Here is an 18,790-nt window from a genome sequence, read left to right as displayed (position 1 = left end):
AAAAGGCAATAGGGGGCAAAAAAGCCCCCTCAGATTTTGATTAACTAAAGTTGGTCATCAGCGGGTGGAACGGGTTTTGCCGTTACGGTTTTTGCTAATTGTCCAGCCCCTTTTGCAGCCATAAAGCCATTGATTAGGTCTTGAACTTCAGGGTTTCTCAGTAAAGCGGCAATATCGATTTTTTTATCTTCTTTACTGCGGTTAATCAGCTTTTCCACATTTTCTTTGGCAAAGCTACTTTTATCCATAAAGCCATCGACAGCCTTACCTAAGCTAAGTGCTTTAGAGAAGGTGTTGAAGAAGTTGCCATCGCCGCCCACAATTTCGATATTGGTTTTGCTAAGCGCTGCAGCCAAGACATCCGCTTGCTCACGAGCGATTTCTTTGTTGGCATCGATAGAAGCCATAGCTTGTTCAAATTCTTTCTCAAGGCGCATACGGAATTCTTCATGGGAACGTGCGGTATCGCTGAGGTGATCCATTGATTTGAATTTGTCAGTTAAGCCGTCTGCTTCGGCTTTCAGGCGCTGGCGAATAACTTCCGCCTGTGCTGAACCTAATTGGCCTTCACCTCGAGCTTGTGCTGCCAGTTTCTCTTCAAGGACTTTTGCATCCGCTAAACCTAATTTTTCTTTTGCGTTAGCTTGTTGTTCTTCACCACGCGCTTGCGCTGCTAATTTCTCTTCGAGGATTTTGGCTTCAGCAAGCCCTTGTTGTTGCTCTGCTTTCGCTTTGGCTTCCATGACTTGTGCTTCGGTTAAACCTTTTTCTTTTAAGCCGCGCGCTTCTGCTAACAGTTTTTCGGCGGTGATATTGGCAAGCACTAAACCTTCTTTTTCTTCTGCTTCAGCAGTCGCTTGGCGAACGCGTGCTTCTGCTAAACCTAATGCAGCGTGTTCAGCTTCAATTCCTTCTGCTAAGCGTTTTTTCGCTTCTGCTTGTTTGGCTGAAGCTTCTAATTCGGCTTGTGCCATGGTGCTGATTTCTTCCGCTTTGTGTTTAGCGCTCGCTTCATCGGCTTCGGCTCTTTTCACTTGGCGAACCAATAACTCTTCAGCTTCAGCTTGTGCATTGATCACAGTCACTTGGCGCATACGATCAGCTTCGGATACTTCACGGACTTCTTTTATACGTTCCTCTTCCTGTGCGACAGTTTTTTCAACGGCAACACGTTCACGGATCACATTCGAGATATTTTTGCGTTCTTCTTCTAATGCTTTTTCTTTTTCAATGCGTTGTAGCTCAACTTCACGCTCACGGGCAACGATTTCAAGCTCTCGTGCGCGACTAACGCGTTCTTCTTCAATGGCTACGGCACGGGTGCGGTTTTGTTGAGCAACTTCAACTTCACGCATTCGGTTTTCTTCACGAATCTCAATTTCTTGCTGAGTTTGTATACGTGCTTGTTCCGATTTTAAGCGTTCTTCTTCTTGAACACGCAAGGTTTCAGCTTGTTCGCGGGAACGAATATTATCAATTTCACGTTTTTGACGTGCTTCCGCATCCGCTTGTTGGCGTTCTAGCGCTAAACTGGCTTCGCGTGTTTCCACATTTTTCTTTTGAATCGCTAACTCTTGGTCACGTTCTTTTTGGTTCGTTTCAATATTATGGATAGCGGTAATTTCAGTGATTTTACGAATACCTTCAGAGTCAAAGATATTGTTTGGGTCAAGGGCAGATTTCGGTGTTTGCTCTAAGTAGTCGATGGCAACGTCTTCTAATGCATAACCATTAAGGTCTTTGCCAATCACATCAACGATGCGGTCACGGAAGTTTTGGCGATCTTCAAAAAGTTTCGCTAAATCAAACTGTTTACCGACTGTTTTTAGTGCTTCAGAGAATTTTGCACTAAATAAGGTGCTGACGGCTTGATGGTCAGAAGCGCGGTCAACCCCAATGGCTTTTGCTACTTTCAATACGTCTTCAGTGGTTTCATTTACGCGTAAGTAAAAAGCAACAGTGATATCCGCACGCAAGTTATCATGGCAAATTAAACCGTCTTTGCCACGGCGATCCACTTCTAATGTTAGAAGTGAAATGCGCATAAATTCTTTTTTGTAGATAACAGGATAGACCAGCGCACCTGTGAAATGCACTTTGGGCTGTGAAGACATGTCATTCACAATCAGTGCTGTACCTTGTGGGACTTTGATATAGAAGGCTTTAAATAATCCAAAGAAGCCTAAAATAATGACGATGATCCCGCCAATAATGGTTAAAAAGGGCATTAATGCAGCCAAATCCATATTTCTTCTCCATAGGTTCCGACGAGGTCGTTATTTTAAATAGGCAAGCAAAGGTTTATTGTCTATATCGTGAAAACTAATGACGGAACTCATCTTCCGTCACGACTTGGTAACTGTGGGACTGCGCATCATAGCTAATAATGACGACGCGATCGCCTCGCTTTAAATTCTCGATTGATGGTGCGCGTATCTGTAAAATTAACCCTGCACCGCCATCTTCTAACATCGCTTCCCCATTTTGTTCACTCACAGAGCCTGAACGTACAGTTGCTAATTTGCCAATAAGCTGATGTACGGTTTTGGATTTATTGAGGCTGACGAGTTTTTTACGAACAGGTTTTAAACATAAAGCAGTGAGATGAAGGGAAATAAACAGTGTGATGGCAAATACGGCAAAGCCAACAAGGTAGCGTAATAGGGTTGAATCAATAAAACGGATAAAGCCATAAACGCAAAAGTAACTGATAACCCAGCCAAATAGCGTAAATAAGGTTAGAATAATGGTAACTGGAATTCCTGCTAAGCCCAGTTTAGTGAGCCAGCCCGCAAAGCCCGTAGCGTCGAGTCCTGCATCAAATTCAGTATCGATATTAAAGACATCAATATCGAGTAAGCCAAATGCAGCACATAACCAGTAAAATAAAACAATAATGAGTAATCCACTAAAAACAATGGTGGGAAACATCAAACTATTCTGAAAAAACAATCCCATAAGGCTTTCTCTTTATTGTTGTTTAAGGGGTAACGGCGGATGTTTTTGTTTATTACCTTATTGTATGTAATGCAATAATAGCGTTTTTAGCCACAAGCTGTATCAGACAAGTCTTTATCGCCCAAATTTAATAATATCTTGCTGTTTTCTATTTATAATTTGCTGAAATTATTCTTAGAATGACAATGATAATAAAACCGATGGATCTTCGGTTATTTTAGCACCATTTGTAAATGGATGATAATGATTATCATCTGAAAATAAAGGTAAATGAACTCCTTGGCAGATAATTACCAAGGAGTATGAAAGGAAAGTTAGTCGATTAAGTTGAGGAACGCAGCACCGCGTGCCCCGCCAGAATCACCATAGCGGGCTTTTTCAATGGCAGGTAAAGTGGCAATTCCATACAGATATTGAGGTAGAACTTCAGGCAAACGCCGGTAAATTTCTTCAAATTGCGATAAACCGCCGCCAAAGACGACTAAATCGGGGTCGAATACGGTAATGACTTGCCCCATAAACATCGCCAATACAGACATGTAGCGTTCAACGTGTTCGATTGCTTCAGGGCTTTGCTGATGATATCGCTCAATAATTTCAATAGCAGAGCGTTTTTCCCCTGTAAATGCAGTATAAATACGTTCAAACCCAGGGCCTGAAAGGTAAGTCTCGAAACAAGCTGTTTGTCCGCAGCCACAGGTTACTTCAGGGACGGTATCCCCTAATAGTTTTGCTGCGCGAACACTGAGGTTCATGTGGCCAATTTCGCCTGCAATCCCATTTTTTCCTGACAACACTTTGCCATTAATGACAAAGCCACCCCCTACACCTGTACCCAAAATTAAGCCCAACACTGTTGGATAACGCTTAAATTCAGGATCCCAAGCTTCGGATAGTGCAAAGCAATTGGCATCGTTTTCCACTTTTACTGGGCGCTGTAACGCATTGGTTAAGTCATGAATCAGAGGCTTGTACTGCGCTGCGGGAACGTTAGTGGTAAATACTGTGCCTTCTGCATGATTAACAATACCAGGAACGCCAACGCCAATTTTCCCTTGGCAATTGAATTTTTCATCGGCTTCTTGGGTGAGTGCAAGAAAGGCATCCAGCAGTGCTTGGTAGTCATTTTTAGGTGTCGGAACACGTTTCTGCCAGACTTGATTGAGTTCATTATCAAAGACTGCAAGTTCAATTTTGGTTCCGCCCATGTCAAAGCCGTAATACATTTTCCTTTTCCCCAAATGGTATGTTTATCATCGATAATGATGTATCCATTTGATAAACAATTAAATGATCATGTGTGATGGCCTAATTATACAAAAGATTGTGGCTGGAGAAATTATCGTTTTGGTTTTTATTTCTGTTCAGTGAACTCAGAGTAGCAATGGTGAGCGTGATTATTTCTATCAGTGATTATTATTTTATTGATTCATGTCATTTACGGATGTTCATAAAAGGAGAATAAATAAACCTCAAAAAAACTTAAGTCAAATAAAGAGGTTTTATGGCTCGGGGATTCTTTTATATTACAGAAAAAAAACGCCGCCGTTATGGTGTTGCGTTCTTTGTTGGTATTATCAGTGGGATTGTTTCTGCCTTTGTGAAGTGGGGGGCTGAAGTGCCTTTACCACCACGTAGTCCAACCGATATGTTTAATGCCGCTTGTTCACCAGAAACACTGATCCGCGTTGCTGAGCAAGTGGACTGCTCACGTAATTTTCTCAATCCACCTTATGTATTTTTAAGGGATTGGTTAGGGATGGTAGACCCAAATGCGGCAGTGTATACATTCGCAGGACATATTTTTAATTGGGTCGGTGTGACGCATATCCTATTTTCACTGGTTTTTGCGATTGGTTACTGCATCGTGGCAGAGATTTTCCCAAAAATTAAATTATGGCAAGGTTTGTTAGCGGGGGCATTAGCACAGTTATTTGTTCATATGATTTCATTCCCTTTAATGGGCTTAACACCACCACTTTTAGACTTACCTTGGTATGAAAATGTTTCTGAAATCTTCGGGCATTTAATTTGGTTTTGGTCGATTGAGATTATCCGTCGCGATTTAAGAAACCGCATAACAGGTGAGCCAGACCCTGAAGTTCCTTTATCGCAAGGCTATCGTTAAGGTTTTTATTCTCACCCCAACTGACAGGCGTTATGGTAAAAATAACGCCTGTCTTCCCCTTTAGTTTGTTTTTGACAAATAAAATCATTGCGTCCCTTTTTGATAAAGTGTATTGTTATATTATAACATTACATTTAGGTGGTTATTATGAAACAAGGGATCCATCCTCAATATCGCACGGTTGTTTTCCATGACACCAGTGCGGATGCCTATTTCAAAGTGGGTTCAACGATTAAAACAGAAAAAACGATTGAATTTGAAGGCGAAACTTTTCCGTATGTTACGTTGGACGTCTCTTCTCAATCACATCCGTTCTACACGGGAAAACAAAAATTAATTTCCCAAGAAGGGAAAACAGCGCAATTCCAGAAACGTTTTGGGCGTTTTCTGCGAACAGAGGATAAGTAAACGTGAAAGTGTTGAGTTCATTAAAAACAGCAAAAACGCGCCACCCAGATTGCCAAGTGGTTCGCCGCCGTGGGCGCGTATATGTGATTTGTAAAGCCAATCCGCGTTTTAAAGCGGTGCAAGGTTGCAAGAAAAAACGTTAGTTCCTGCTTTTCCTTTAAAAATTTACCTGTATTGCCTCATTTTGTTTTTAGCTTAACCACGACAACACATACTCCTTGTCGTGGTTTTTTTTGATTTTTCTCTGCGTCCATTAGTTTTATTACTAATCATCCTGCTAATAGTGATGAAATTCACTTGCACACCGGTTCATATTTTGTCAGGTTTAATACATCCGAAAAATTTCGAGCTTCAACTTCCGTGAATGCCGAATGAATGATTAAAAAATGGCCGCATTGACGCCAATGGAGCTGGAACTGGAAATTTCTTGGTAAAAATTAAACAAACAGGGTGAATAAAAATGAAAAATGTAGGGTTTGTTGGCTGGCGAGGAATGGTCGGCTCAGTATTGATGCAGAGAATGGTCGAAGAACGTGATTTTGATGCGATTCATCCTGTTTTCTTTACGACCTCACAACATGGCGCTGAAGCACCGGTTTACGGTGGTCATCGTGGTGTTTTACAGGATGCCTTTGATATTGATGCTTTAAAAGCATTGGATATCATCATTAGCTGCCAAGGCGGTGATTATACTAATGAAGTTTACCCTAAACTTCGTGAGTCAGGCTGGAATGGCTACTGGATTGACGCAGCATCTTCATTACGTATGAAAGACGATGCGATTATCATCCTTGACCCAGTGAACAACCAACACATCCAAGATGGTTTAAATAAAGGCATTAAGACCTTTGTTGGTGGTAACTGTACAGTGAGTTTGATGTTGATGTCTCTGGGCGGCTTATTCACCAATAATTTGGTTGAATGGGCATCTGTTGCCACTTACCAAGCGGCATCGGGTGCGGGTGCTCGTAATATGCGTGAACTTTTAGCTCAAATGGGGTCATTACACACGCAAGTCGCAAAAGAGCTGCAAGACCCTGCATCTGCAATTTTAGATATCGAGAAAAAAGTCACCGACTTTACCCGTAGTGGCACAATGCCAACAGATGCCTTCGGTGTGCCATTAGCAGGCAGCTTGATCCCGTGGATTGATAAAGCCTTAGAAAATGGGCAAAGTCGCGAAGAATGGAAAGGCCAAGCAGAAACCAACAAAATTTTAGCAACGGGTAATAACATCATTCCAGTGGATGGTTTATGTGTTCGTATTGGTGCACTGCGTTGTCATAGCCAAGCTTTCACTTTAAAACTGAAAAAAGATATTCCATTAAACGAGGTTGAACAGCTGTTGGCTTCCCATAATGACTGGGTGAAAGTGGTGCCGAATGACCGTGAAATTACAATGCGTGAGCTAACACCCGCAGCAGTTACAGGCACACTAAGCACGCCAGTAGGGCGCCTGCGTAAACTGAATATGGGCCCAGAGTATTTATCTGCCTTTACTGTCGGTGACCAACTTTTATGGGGCGCCGCTGAACCGCTGCGCCGTATGTTGAGAATCTTACTGTAATGACAAACTAATACCGTGTTTTATCAAGCCTACACATGAACATTGTGTAGGCTTTTTCGTTAAAAGGGCTTGGTAATTTATTGTATTTTTTGGGGATGTTGTTGTGGCTGGTGTTCTAATTCTTTTGCTAAGAAATAGTTTAGGAACGTCCTGATCACGGCGATGATACCTAATTTGATCAGGCTATCTAAATCAGGGTCAACGGTGGTAGCTAAAATATCCGCTGCTAACTGAAACTCTAATGCGGTGGCTAACCAATCACCAAAGCAATAACGTGCGGTACGCGCTATTTTAACGCGAAACCATACAATTAATGTTTTGATTAAACCAATAATCACACAGATGACAGAAATGGTTTCTAACAGTAATTGAAGTACATGAACGCTAGAGCCTAATAACTCACGTAAAAAAGTTAATTCGAACATACAAGCCTCGATATTTAGATGAAACTCAATGCGCTAACTATGAGCAAAGATTGGCAAAATATCGAGTTTTATTGTGGGTCGACCGTTTCTGTTGGTAATTGATTAATGGATAATAAATTTCGGTTACCGTCAATTACCTGAATATTATCGCTTGGTTGGTAACATGCGCGCAGAGGTGATAAGCAAGCTTGAGATGCGCGCTGTTGTATACCAAGCCAATCACTGATTAGCCAATAATTATTTGCTGTGGAATAAGGGGCGTGTAAATGTGTTGTATTTACTGTTGGCTTACTAGCACTTTGGCTGTACCAAATTAATAAGGGAATTTCATAGGCCTCTTTTCTTGGGTTATTAACACCATGGTGGTAGTGAATAGTGTTATCACTGTCTAAGCGTTGCAATGCGTGATCTGAATAGTACATCAAAGTCGCAGGTTTACCTTCGAGTTGCTGCATAAGGTTTTCGATAAATTTATCGGTATAAGCAATTGAACTGTCGTAGCAATCGTCATCTTCTTGGCCACTAAATGTTTTTAGCTCGTCTTCAGGAAACCGGTTACAAGCAGGTTCATGGCTCCCATAGGTATGTAAAACGATGAGCTTTTGTTTATCGGTTGGGTCATTGAGAGCATCACGGAAATCATCTTGCAGTTCTTCATCATAGCCAACAAATTCGTTCCAAGCTTTCTGTTGTGACATCGAAGCAATTGCAGAAATGATACTGGTACGTTTGTTCGTTTTGCCCTGATTGCTGATCCAATACGTTTTAAAACCCGCGTGATTCGCTAATGAAATAATATTGTCTGCATAATGTGATTTGTCCTGCATCTGCTCAAAACGGATGTTAGACAATGAAATAGGAACCGACAAGATGGTGACAGGCGCGGGGGAATAGGCTTGTTGAAACGCAAAAATTTGGGGTTTTCGATTATTCAAATTAGGTGTTGTATCATACTGATAGCCGTAGAAACTCATATGGTCACGACGTAGCGATTCCCCAATGACAAGCACATAGATTTGGGTTTCAGAGTTTTTTTTCTGATAATTAAACGAAACTTTCTGGGACGATATTTTCTTGATCCCGCGGTTTTCATATAAATTTTTGACTAGCGCTGCGGCATTGTAGAACGGTGTATTCAGTAAGTATTTTTCAGTGATTAATAATGCGCTATCAGGCTTACTAAACAGTGATGCGTAATAGGCTGGGATGGCTAGTAGATAACCGCAAAGGAGTGCCAAGCTTATCGCGGCGGTACGGCGATTCATATATTTTGCACATAGATGAATACTTGATAAATATAAAGTAAAAACAAATAGATAGAAAATTACATAGCCAATATTGTAGGAAAGCATTCCCACCGTCTCACTGCTATTGGTATTGATAAAGGTTTCTGCGATAGAAGAAGAGAAGCGGATATCGTGTTTTTGATAAAAGAAGAATGAGACGGATAAATTGAGTGCCCACAAGAGCGAAACAAAAACAGTAAATACCTTGCCAAGAAGAAACCGATAGACGCCAGCGCAAAGCAGTAGTATCAGGGTACCTGAAATCACAATCGCAATGTCTGCAATAAGGCTAACATCCCCACTGAAAAATATAGGAATGACAGATATCAATAACGCATAAATTGGAATAATAAGTTGGCGCATTAGGGTGCTCTTTTTATCTGTTTTTGGCCTTGCCTTAAGTTATGTGGATAAATTAAAAATCATAAGTTTATAAATTAACATTTAGTTAACTTTGGCTGTTATTCGTTTATAACATAAAAAAAGATAAGATAATCAAAATCATGGCGTAAAAAACTGTAAAATCTTGTGATGTTTAGTCATGGTGAGTGTCTGCCTTGGCAGTGTGGAACAACCCCCGCCATAAGCGGGGGAGAATAAACAGGGTTAAAAAGCGATCGCAACTTTGGCATCAATATTGTTATCGTGATAATGCCCAGATAAAAATTTATTGTAGTTAATTGATAGCTTAGTATTTTCTTTTATATTGATATTTGTACCGACTTTTAACGCGACGCCATGGCGTGCTGCTGGGGCACTATGTATCGTAAATGCGCTCGTCGTATCAGAAAAATTCAATTTGACCCCTCTATTCAAGTTGCCATATTGATATTGCCAGTTAAGTTCACCATGTAGACTGATATTTGACTCATTACCGACTTTCCACTGGTTATCAAGACGCAGCCCTATTGTCGATAAACGAGAGCCAATATACTGTTTACCTGCTTGCAAAGAGGTGTTGTTGATGTGCTCATTGATAGCATAATTCGTTGTGTTGATATAAGTGAAGTTGGTGAATGGTTCAAGGTTCATCCAACGGGTGTTAATCGGATAGGCCATTTCAATAAACGCTTGGTGGGTATTGGTATAATAATTCGCGGAGTGACTTGTGCCATCACTGATTGCGCGTTCAGTGTGAACGAGGTGTGAAGTATGGCTAAGCCCTGAACGAACGGCGATCGGTTGCCATACTGCACTACCATAAATAGCGGCATGGTAGTTATTACTGTGACCTTGGTCTAGGTGATTAGATAATGAACTTTGGCTAAAACCTGCGGCGATGCCGAATGTCATTTTATCATTAATAAAACGTCGGTTTGCACCGAGTAATAGACCATAGCTTGATGATTTATACCCTGTCGCATTGCTATCACCCGTGGTTTTATCCCAGTCGTATAGCATGTTAACCCACACATTACCTTTGTCTTCGCTATTTAATGATTCAGATAAGCGAGCTTGTTGCAGTACGGCCTCTTTAATTTGACGGCTATCATTTAATTGGTTTGATAATACGTCAGCATATATTTGCCCGGTTACATCACTAAATAGGGTTTGAGCCTCCTGCTTTGAGCGACTTTTTAACGTTTGTTCATACAGAGGGTGGCTTATCGGAAGCCTATCAATAGCGTTAGCGGCAGCTTTTTGATTTGGCGTGGTAGCCGCACTGGAAAATGGGGTATTATTACGCCCTATTTTAAGTGTGACCTCTTTCGGGGCGTAATTCAGCGTGGTTCCAATAAACTGATAATTAGGTAAAACGGTATCGAATTGGCCATTAACCCCATTTTGAGCGCTAAGGATCGTATATTGAGTACCAAACAAGCGGTTAATATCGAGCTTAGAGAGAGGCTCGTTTTGGTTTTCAAATGAGACGGTGACGATACCGCCTTTTAATGAAGCGCTGCCTTGGCTAATGATTTTATCGTTATTACCTTCAGGGGTGATTTCCACCAAATAGTGGCTATCAGGCGCAAAAGTTATTGAATCAACAATGTTAATTGTACCAATAGAATGACCTGGAGCAACTGCAGCGCCTTGGTTGGCGGTTAATTGTTGAATGCTACCGTTGCCCGTCAGTAAACCCTGATGATGAATATTAACTGGGGCTCTGACCTGCCCCCCTTCGAGATCCAAGGTTCCTTTATTAATATCAATTGCGGAGTCTAAGTTTTTTTTAAGGGTCACTTTGCCGCCATTAATATGGGATTTTTGCAAATATTTATTTTCGCCTGCTAACACTAAGTGGCCTTGATTGACGGTGAGACCTGCAAAAGTATTGTTGCCGGATAATACGAGGGTTCCATGGCCATTTTTAATTAATTTTCCAACGCCTTGAATATTATTTTTCCACTCATCTAACTCGCCAAAATTAGCGATATCCAAATCATTAGTTTTTTGATTAACAACCAAGTTTTCATATAAACAAGCGGGGCCTTGATAAGCAGCAGGTAAGTTAATTAACCCCCAATAAGTATTGGGATCATTTTCTTTGATATTCCACCCAGCAATTGAATGGCTTGGGTATGCCGTGCTGGCTAAAATATTATTCCATTGTTTATTATTTAGGTAAGGGAAACGTAATCGAAGTAAATAACTGGCAGTTTTAGGGATATTTTTAGGCTCGATATTAGCCGTATTTTGGGTGTTTTCTTTTCCATAATAGCCGATATGCTCATTGGTGATAGGGCTAGATACTGTTAAGCAGTTTTTTTGGTTATTTGGACATGATGATGAAATATCTTTACGGATATTTTTTGCGGATTCAACAATGAATTTGGTGTTTTTTTCATCAGACAGTAGTTGTGATAATAAATAATAATTACCGACACGAGAAGCGATAGTATCGGTGGCAAAGTGTGCGCCAACAATCACGCGGCTTTCACCATATTCAATTGCTCGGTTGAACATTTCGCTGCCTTTTTCGGGAAAAATCATCGCTAATACTGCGGCTTGTTTGAAACCATTCCACGTATGGCCACTTGGGTAAGATGAGCCCTGTATTTTCGAATATTCAGCAATATAATGACCATCGTCATCCAAGACTTGGTAAGGGCGACCGCGTTTAAAGTGGTCTTTAAGAATAAAATCAATCGACCGTGTACGTTGTTTTTTTTCGTCATAAGCACGGGTACTTGTATTATGTAATAAATTGATTTCTTGATATTGTTTATGGTCTCTTATATTAATATCATGTTCACCAAACAGTATGGTTTGATAACTGTTAAATAAATAACCCGAGTCTTGGGATTTATCTGCGAGCGCTAATTTCTTTCTTTCCCCAGTGATACTGGTGTATTCACGACTAATAAGCCTATCTTGCTCAGCAACTGCACTGCCTTCTTTAGGTGTGCTATTAATAACATTGTTTTTAATATCCTCAAGCCATGTACTTCTGATATCAATAATATTTTCCTCTAATTCTAAAACATGAGTTTTTGCTGTTAGAGTATTCGTGAATATGAATGGTAATAAAGTTAGTGACGCTGAAATAAAAAATTTTCTCATTGTAACCCCGCTAATGCTATTAGTGATTTTTCATTTGTCGGAGTTTATTGATAATATATTTATTTTTTGTGACAGTTATTTGGAATAAAAAAGTCATACTAATTAAAGTGTTAAGTTTTATTTTTAATTATTTTCTTGTGAGTAAAATTGCTTCTTATTGATGGGAGTTGTTTTTTTATTCTTTTATTATAAATTTAATTAAATCGTGGAAATAAGATAATCGTTATAAAAATTTTTCATAAAAAATAACCCCAGACTTTCGTATGGGGTTATTGAATTTTATTCAACCAACAGAATAATTAGATATCGATATTGGCTGCTTTTAAGGCGTTTTCTTCGATAAATGCACGACGTGGCTCTACGGCATCACCCATTAACGTGGTGAATAGTAGGTCAGTTGCGATTGCGTCTTTCACTGTCACACGCATCATACGGCGGGTTTCTGGGTTCATGGTGGTTTCCCAAAGTTGTTCTGGGTTCATTTCACCAAGGCCTTTATAGCGCTGTACGTATAGGCCACGACGGGATTCACGAGTCAACCAAGCCAGTGCTTCTTCGAAATTACTGATATCTTGGCGGCGTTCGCCACGCTGGATATAAGCGCCTTCTTCAATTAAGCCACTGATTAAGTCACCTAAGTGCGTGATACGACGGTATTCGCTGCCGTGAACAAAATCGAAGTCTAAATTGTAGTCGGTATCAACACCATGGGTACGGATACGAATAGTGGGTTCGAATAGCTGGCGCTCACGATTTTCGGTAATTGTGTAGCTGTAGGTGCTACCAAATTGTTCGTTATCTTCTAAGCGTTTAACTAACGTAGCAGCCCATTCTTCGACTTTTGCGCTGTCTTTTAAGTCATCTTCGGTGAGTGTTGACTGATAGACCAAGCTGTTAAGCAGTGCTTGCGGGTAAAGACGCTCAAGACGACGGATAATGCGGTGAGCTGCATTATATTCGACAACCAGTTTCTCAAGCTCTTCACCTTTCATGGCGGGTGCTTCAGCACTTAAATGCAGCTCAGCACCATCAAGAGCGATAGAAATTAGGTAATCGTCCATTGCATCGTCATCTTTAATGTACTGTTCTTGTTTACCACGTTTCACTTTATACAGTGGTGGTTGAGCAATAAAGATATGGCCGCGCTCAACAATTTCAGGCATTTGACGATAGAAGAAGGTCAACAGTAACGTACGGATGTGAGAACCATCGACGTCCGCATCCGTCATGATGATGATGCTGTGATAACGCAGTTTGTCTGGGTTATATTCATCGCGACCGATACCACAACCTAATGCGGTAATCAGGGTTGCAACTTCCTGAGAAGAAAGCATTTTATCAAAACGCGCTTTTTCAACGTTAAGAATTTTACCTTTCAGAGGTAGGATGGCCTGGTTTTTACGGTTACGCCCCTGTTTTGCAGAGCCGCCCGCAGAGTCCCCTTCCACAAGGTACAGTTCGGATAATGCAGGGTCGCGTTCTTGGCAGTCAGCCAGTTTACCCGGTAAGCCTGCTAAATCTAATGCGCCTTTACGACGAGTCATTTCACGAGCTTTACGTGCTGCTTCACGTGCACGTGCGGCATCAATAATTTTCCCAACGACAATTTTGGCGTCATTTGGGTTTTCCAGTAAATACTCAACCAGTTTCTCATTCATCATCGTTTCAACCGCAGTTTTCACTTCGGATGACACCAGTTTTTCTTTGGTTTGTGATGAGAATTTAGGATCAGGTACCTTCACAGAAATAACCGCAATCAGACCTTCACGGGCATCGTCACCTGTTGCGTTGACTTTGCTTTTCTTCTGATAACCTTCTTTTTCCATGTAGTTGTTCAGTGTACGCGTCATCGCGGCACGGAAACCTGCAAGGTGAGTACCACCATCGCGTTGTGGAATGTTATTGGTAAAGCAGTAAACGTTTTCTTGGAAACCATCATTCCACTGCATTGACACTTCAACACCAATACCGTCTTTTTCGGTTGAGAAATAAAAGACAGAAGGGTGGATAGGGGTTTTATTACGGCTTAAGTATTCAACAAAAGCTTTAATACCGCCTTCATAATGGAAGTGGTCTTCTTTGCCATCACGTTTATCAATGAGTCTGATAGAAACGCCCGAGTTTAAGAAGGATAACTCACGTAAACGCTTCGCTAATATATCATATTCGAACTCAGTGATGCCTTTAAAGGTATCCATGCTTGGCCAAAAGCGGACGCGTGTCCCTGTTTGGTCAGTTTCACCAACAACGGACAGAGGGCCTTGTGGCTCACCGTGTTTGTAGATTTGTTCGTGAACTTTACCATCACGTTTGATAACTAATTCTAATTTTTCAGATAAGGCGTTAACAACCGATACCCCGACACCGTGCAATCCGCCGGAAACTTTATAGGAGTTATCATCGAATTTACCCCCTGCGTGCAGAACGGTCATGATGACTTCTGCGGCAGAGACACCTTCTTCTTCGTGGATACCCGTTGGGATACCACGTCCATCATCCTGTACGGAGATAGAGTTATCGGCATGGATAGTGATAACGATATCGTCACAAAAGCCTGCGAGGGCTTCGTCGATAGCATTGTCGACAACCTCGAAAACCATGTGATGAAGACCTGTTCCATCGTCTGTATCACCGATATACATGCCCGGGCGCTTACGCACCGCATCCAGTCCTTTTAATACCTTGATACTTGAGGAGTCATATGTATTCGACATCAACGTTTCCTGCTCTTTCTATTTCTGAGGTTGAACTTCTATTTTGCCATGTTCTACGCTAAACATCTTGCTATTTGCATCTATCATATCATTAACTTGCTCGGGTGTAATGGCACTGACAAACACCTGTGCTTGCGTAGCTTTGAGGCGAGCTGCCAATAATTGACGGCGGCCCGCATCGAGTTCGGAGGCAAAATCATCCAGCAGATACAGGCATTGCTGCCCGCTCTGACGGGTGAAAAACTCACCCTGCGCTAACCTAAGTGCACACATCAACAGCTTGAGCTGTCCCCGTGATAGCATATCTTCAACGGGTGTACCATTGGCTCTGATACGCAAGTCCGCTTTATGTGGCCCTGAAGCGGTATAGGTTAGTGCTCTATCACGCTCAAATTGGCGTTCTAGTTGTTCTGAATAATCAATTTCTTTATCCCAGCCGCGTTGGAAGGAAACGGATAATGAAAATTCGGGTAAAAACTGTTGGCAAGTCTGCTCTATATTTTCAGCGATGCCAGAAATATAGTCTTGGCGCCATTGGCTTATCTGCTCTGAAAGCGGTGCTAACTGAGCATCCCAATGGCGAATTTGCTCATAACGAGTGACTTGCCGTAAAGCGGCATTTCGCTGCTTTAATAACCGTTTTAAATCTGACCAAACAGAGAAAAACAGTGGGTCATTGTGAAAACAGCCCCAATCAATGAAAGCGCGTCGATATTTAGGGCCACCATTGAGTAAGGTAAAACCTTCAGGGGTAATTAACTGCATTGGCAATAATTTTGCTAATTCAGCTATTTTATGGCCATCTGTTCCGTCAATTCGGACTTTACTGTCACCTTCGCGGTTTTTGCTTAAGCCTAATGAAAGGTCGTTACGCGTTTCATCTAAGTGGCTAAGTTTACCATGAAGAATAAATTGTTCTTGCTCATGGCGTATAACGCGGTTCGCTTGAATGCTGCGAAATGCACGGCCATGGCCTAAGGTGTATATTGCTTCCAATATACTGGTTTTACCGCTCCCATTTGGGCCAATGAGAAAATTAAACCCATTGGCTAAGGAGAGATCCGCATTTTCTATATTTCGAAAATCGCGGATCAATAAACGCGAAAGGATCATAAATACCGATTACAAACGCATTGGCATGACGACATAAACAGCGGCTTTGCTGTCGGCATCTTCAATTTGTACGCTAGAAGTTGCATCAGTTAGCAGCAGCTGTACATTTTCACTTTTCAGTGCGTTAAGGACATCTAAAATGTAACTGACGTTAAAGCCGATTTCCATTTCAGTGCCTTGATAGCTCACGTCAACGATTTCTTCGGCTTCCTCTTGCTCTGGGTTATTCGCCGTGATGCGCAATTGGTTTTCGCTAAAATACAGACGGACACCGCGGAATTTTTCATTTGATAAAATTGCCGCGCGAGAAAACGCTTGTTTAAGTAAATCACAACGCGCTTCTAATGTTTTGTCTGGGTTTTTCGGTAATACGCGGCGGTAATCAGGGAAACGACCATCCACCAATTTAGAGGTGAAAATAAAATCGCCAACATGGGCTCGAATATTATTGCTGCCAATTTGCAATTGCAGAGGTGCATCGCCACCATCTAATAAACGCATTAACTCAATCACGCCTTTACGTGGAACAATGACAGAGTGGGATGGCAGTGATTGACCAATATCCATCGCGCAAACAGCCAAACGGTGGCCATCGGTTGAAACGGTTCTGAGCATTTGGTCTTCAGTTTCAAATAACATGCCGTTGAGGTAATAACGGACATCTTGGTGCGCCATTGAAAACTGAGTCGCTTCAATTAAACGTTTCAGTATTGATTGCGGAAGAGAAAACTCAACCTCGCTTTGCCAATCATCCAAGTTTGGAAAATCAGCCGCAGGCAGCGTCGATAATGAGAAGCGGCTACGACCAGAACGGACGAGCAGTCTGTCATCATTGAGCTCTACATGAATTTCAGAACCCTCAGGTAATCCACGCCAAATATCGAAAAATTTGCGTGCGGGCACCGTTGTTGCGCCAACTTCATGTTCCCCAGTTAGGGTGACATTGGCCATCATCTCCATTTCAAGGTCGGTTCCAGTGAGTTGGAGGGTGCCTTCTTTTACCTGTAATAAAAGGTTACCTAAAATAGGCAGAGTTGGACGCCCACCTAAAGGACCACTAACCTGTTGTAACGGTTTTAATAACTGCTCGCGTTCTATTATAAATTTCATAGCAATTAAGATGATAATGTTCTGATTAAATTAGAAAAATCTTCTTTGATGTCATGGCTTTCTTCTCGTAACTGTTCAATTTTACGACAAGCGTGTAACACCGTGGTATGGTCACGGCCGCCAAAGGCATCCCCGATTTCAGGTAAACTATGGTTAGTTAGCTCTTTCGCTAGTGCCATTGCCATCTGACGCGGACGTGCGACAGAACGAGAACGGCGTTTTGAAAGTAAATCTGCTACTTTAATTTTATAATACTCAGCAACTGTTTTCTGAATATTATCAATAGTTACCAGCTTTTCTTGTAGTGCTAATAGGTCACGCAGTGCTTCTCTGACAAAATCGATAGTAATCGCGCGGCCAGTAAAGTTTGCGTTGGCAATCACACGATTTAACGCGCCTTCCAATTCACGGACGTTCGAACGCAGACGTTTTGCAATGAAAAAGGCCACTTCACCTGGAAGTTGGATTTCATTTTCATCTGCTTTTTTCATTAAGATCGCTACACGCGTTTCCAGTTCAGGTGGTTCAATAGCGACGGTTAAGCCCCAACCAAAGCGTGATTTTAAGCGATCTTCCACCCCGTTGATTTCTTTCGGATAGCGGTCGGATGTTAAAATAATTTGCTGATTGCCTTCAAGTAATGCGTTAAACGTATGGAAAAATTCTTCCTGTGAGCGCTCTTTATTGGCAAAAAATTGAATATCATCAATTAATAATGCATCGACAGAACGGTAATAGCGCTTGAATTCTTCAATCGCGTTGTTCTGTAAAGCTTTGACCATATCTTGAACAAAACGTTCAGAGTGCATGTAAACGACACGTGCATTGGCCTTATGTTGCATGATGCTGTTACCTACAGCATGTAATAAGTGGGTTTTACCTAAACCTGTTCCACCATAAAGGAATAATGGATTATAGGCGCCACCTGGATTTTCAGCCACTTGCCTCGCTGCTGCGCGAGCCAATTGGTTCGATTTACCTTCAACAAAGTTATCAAATGTATGCTTAGGATTCACATTAGAACGATAAGCGACATCAGGTTGTACTTTGGCTGAGTTGTCCCAACTCGGTTTAACGGGGGCTGACGGTACGGCAAAAGCAGGCACTTCATGAATGGTGCGTGCTTGGGGGGCTGCCGGCGCGACGGTAATCGGTTTATTGCCTACTTCAAAGTGTAGTGCAGGTGCGTCAGAACCACAAAAATCATTCAATAATTCATTGATATTATTGATGTATTTATCCCTAACCCAGTCGAGAACGAAACGATTTGGGGCATAAAGTGCCAATGTATTATCGTTTAATTCAGCTTGAAGGGGGCGTATCCACATACTGAATTCTGTGGCAGGTAGTTCATCCTGCAATCGGGCAAGACATTGCTGCCAAAGCGAAAGTGACACGTTGGGCTCCCCTAAACAAGGTCAATGGAACAAAGAAGTACGGATTTAAACACAGAATTTTCTAAGAGCCATTTTTAAAACGACTCAGAGTGGTTTTAGATTAACTTTAACTCACCGCATATTGCTGATCTGTGGATCAGAATAGACCTGCGATCATACCGCAAAATTCACCAGAGATCT

The 18,790-nt window shown here is 41.6% G+C and carries 14 protein-coding genes; 4 read left to right on the top strand and 10 right to left on the bottom strand.

Annotation, left to right across the window (positions count from 1 at the left end; translation table 11 throughout):
* Nucleotides 1–44 precede the first annotated feature (44 nt).
* The 3 genes from M1F05_RS00070 to nagK form a co-directional block, all read right to left on the bottom strand.
* Nucleotides 45–2,246, bottom strand: a complete 2,202-nt coding sequence (locus M1F05_RS00070; protein WP_206085573.1) for a flotillin family protein — start codon at nucleotides 2,244–2,246, stop codon at nucleotides 45–47.
* Between the two features lie 76 nt (nucleotides 2,247–2,322).
* Nucleotides 2,323–2,958 carry an OB-fold-containig protein gene (locus tag M1F05_RS00065; protein WP_206085575.1) on the bottom strand — a complete coding sequence of 212 codons (636 nt, stop codon included), beginning with the start codon at nucleotides 2,956–2,958 and terminating at the stop codon, nucleotides 2,323–2,325.
* Between the two features lie 314 nt (nucleotides 2,959–3,272).
* A complete protein-coding gene (gene nagK, locus M1F05_RS00060) occupies nucleotides 3,273–4,184 on the bottom strand; it encodes an N-acetylglucosamine kinase (protein ID WP_206085582.1) in 912 nt (303 codons plus the stop codon).
* Between the two features lie 278 nt (nucleotides 4,185–4,462).
* Between nagK and M1F05_RS00055 the strand changes: the two genes are divergently transcribed.
* The 4 genes from M1F05_RS00055 (at nucleotide 4,463) to asd (ending at nucleotide 7,061) form a co-directional block, all read left to right on the top strand.
* Nucleotides 4,463–5,086: a YagU family protein gene (locus M1F05_RS00055; RefSeq protein ID WP_206085583.1), complete on the top strand. Its 624-nt coding sequence runs from the start codon at nucleotides 4,463–4,465 to the stop codon at nucleotides 5,084–5,086.
* A gap of 147 nt (nucleotides 5,087–5,233) precedes the next feature.
* Nucleotides 5,234–5,494, top strand: coding sequence for a type B 50S ribosomal protein L31 (locus M1F05_RS00050; RefSeq protein WP_206085597.1), 261 nt, complete (start codon nucleotides 5,234–5,236; stop codon nucleotides 5,492–5,494).
* Nucleotides 5,495–5,496: 2 nt separating this feature from the next.
* Nucleotides 5,497–5,637 (top strand): type B 50S ribosomal protein L36, encoded by a 141-nt coding sequence (gene ykgO, locus M1F05_RS00045; protein ID WP_206085604.1) that lies wholly within the window; start codon nucleotides 5,497–5,499, stop codon nucleotides 5,635–5,637.
* Nucleotides 5,638–5,954: 317 nt separating this feature from the next.
* On the top strand, nucleotides 5,955–7,061 hold the full coding sequence (asd, locus tag M1F05_RS00040; protein WP_206085606.1) for an aspartate-semialdehyde dehydrogenase: 1,107 nt from the start codon (nucleotides 5,955–5,957) through the stop codon (nucleotides 7,059–7,061).
* 77 nt (nucleotides 7,062–7,138) lie between these two features.
* On the opposite strand, the gene M1F05_RS00035 is transcribed toward asd, so the two are convergent.
* The 7 genes from M1F05_RS00035 to dnaA all read right to left on the bottom strand — a co-directional run bounded on the left by M1F05_RS00035 (nucleotide 7,139) and on the right by dnaA (nucleotide 18,610).
* Nucleotides 7,139–7,486: a DUF1622 domain-containing protein gene (locus M1F05_RS00035; RefSeq protein WP_206085608.1), complete on the bottom strand. Its 348-nt coding sequence runs from the start codon at nucleotides 7,484–7,486 to the stop codon at nucleotides 7,139–7,141.
* A gap of 68 nt (nucleotides 7,487–7,554) precedes the next feature.
* Nucleotides 7,555–9,135 (bottom strand): phosphoethanolamine transferase, encoded by a 1,581-nt coding sequence (locus M1F05_RS00030; protein WP_206085610.1) that lies wholly within the window; start codon nucleotides 9,133–9,135, stop codon nucleotides 7,555–7,557.
* A gap of 243 nt (nucleotides 9,136–9,378) precedes the next feature.
* Entirely contained in the window at nucleotides 9,379–12,276 is a 2,898-nt protein-coding gene (locus tag M1F05_RS00025) for an autotransporter domain-containing protein (RefSeq protein WP_206085619.1), read from the bottom strand.
* Nucleotides 12,277–12,575: 299 nt separating this feature from the next.
* Nucleotides 12,576–14,990: a DNA topoisomerase (ATP-hydrolyzing) subunit B gene (gene gyrB, locus M1F05_RS00020; RefSeq protein WP_206085621.1), complete on the bottom strand. Its 2,415-nt coding sequence runs from the start codon at nucleotides 14,988–14,990 to the stop codon at nucleotides 12,576–12,578.
* An 18-nt stretch (nucleotides 14,991–15,008) separates the two neighbouring features.
* Nucleotides 15,009–16,103, bottom strand: coding sequence for a DNA replication/repair protein RecF (gene recF, locus M1F05_RS00015; RefSeq protein WP_206085623.1), 1,095 nt, complete (start codon nucleotides 16,101–16,103; stop codon nucleotides 15,009–15,011).
* A gap of 9 nt (nucleotides 16,104–16,112) precedes the next feature.
* Nucleotides 16,113–17,213, bottom strand: a complete 1,101-nt coding sequence (gene dnaN, locus M1F05_RS00010) for a DNA polymerase III subunit beta (protein ID WP_206085625.1) — start codon at nucleotides 17,211–17,213, stop codon at nucleotides 16,113–16,115.
* 5 nt (nucleotides 17,214–17,218) lie between these two features.
* Complete coding sequence (dnaA, locus tag M1F05_RS00005) at nucleotides 17,219–18,610, bottom strand: chromosomal replication initiator protein DnaA (protein ID WP_206085627.1); 1,392 nt, start codon at nucleotides 18,608–18,610, stop codon at nucleotides 17,219–17,221.
* Nucleotides 18,611–18,790 lie beyond the last annotated feature (180 nt).

This window comes from Providencia sp. PROV252 (genome assembly GCF_033676005.1).
GTDB lineage: Bacteria > Pseudomonadota > Gammaproteobacteria > Enterobacterales > Enterobacteriaceae > Providencia > Providencia vermicola.
Note: the sequence above shows the minus strand (reverse complement) of the source record. Positions and strands in the feature narration are given on the sequence as shown.

Excerpts from the sequence above, each read along its gene's own strand:
- M1F05_RS00035 (WP_206085608.1), bottom strand. The coding sequence starts at position 7,486 with ATGTTCGAATTAACTTTTTTACGTGAGTTATTAGGCTCTAGCGTTCAT.
- M1F05_RS00070 (WP_206085573.1), bottom strand. The coding sequence starts at position 2,246 with ATGGATTTGGCTGCATTAATGCCCTTTTTAACCATTATTGGCGGGATC.
- asd (WP_206085606.1), top strand. The coding sequence starts at position 5,955 with ATGAAAAATGTAGGGTTTGTTGGCTGGCGAGGAATGGTCGGCTCAGTA.
- M1F05_RS00025 (WP_206085619.1), bottom strand. The coding sequence starts at position 12,276 with ATGAGAAAATTTTTTATTTCAGCGTCACTAACTTTATTACCATTCATA.
- M1F05_RS00030 (WP_206085610.1), bottom strand. The coding sequence starts at position 9,135 with ATGCGCCAACTTATTATTCCAATTTATGCGTTATTGATATCTGTCATT.
- recF (WP_206085623.1), bottom strand. The coding sequence starts at position 16,103 with ATGATCCTTTCGCGTTTATTGATCCGCGATTTTCGAAATATAGAAAAT.
- gyrB (WP_206085621.1), bottom strand. The coding sequence starts at position 14,990 with ATGTCGAATACATATGACTCCTCAAGTATCAAGGTATTAAAAGGACTG.
- M1F05_RS00055 (WP_206085583.1), top strand. The coding sequence starts at position 4,463 with ATGGCTCGGGGATTCTTTTATATTACAGAAAAAAAACGCCGCCGTTAT.
- dnaN (WP_206085625.1), bottom strand. The coding sequence starts at position 17,213 with ATGAAATTTATAATAGAACGCGAGCAGTTATTAAAACCGTTACAACAG.
- M1F05_RS00065 (WP_206085575.1), bottom strand. The coding sequence starts at position 2,958 with ATGGGATTGTTTTTTCAGAATAGTTTGATGTTTCCCACCATTGTTTTT.
- M1F05_RS00050 (WP_206085597.1), top strand. The coding sequence starts at position 5,234 with ATGAAACAAGGGATCCATCCTCAATATCGCACGGTTGTTTTCCATGAC.
- nagK (WP_206085582.1), bottom strand. The coding sequence starts at position 4,184 with ATGTATTACGGCTTTGACATGGGCGGAACCAAAATTGAACTTGCAGTC.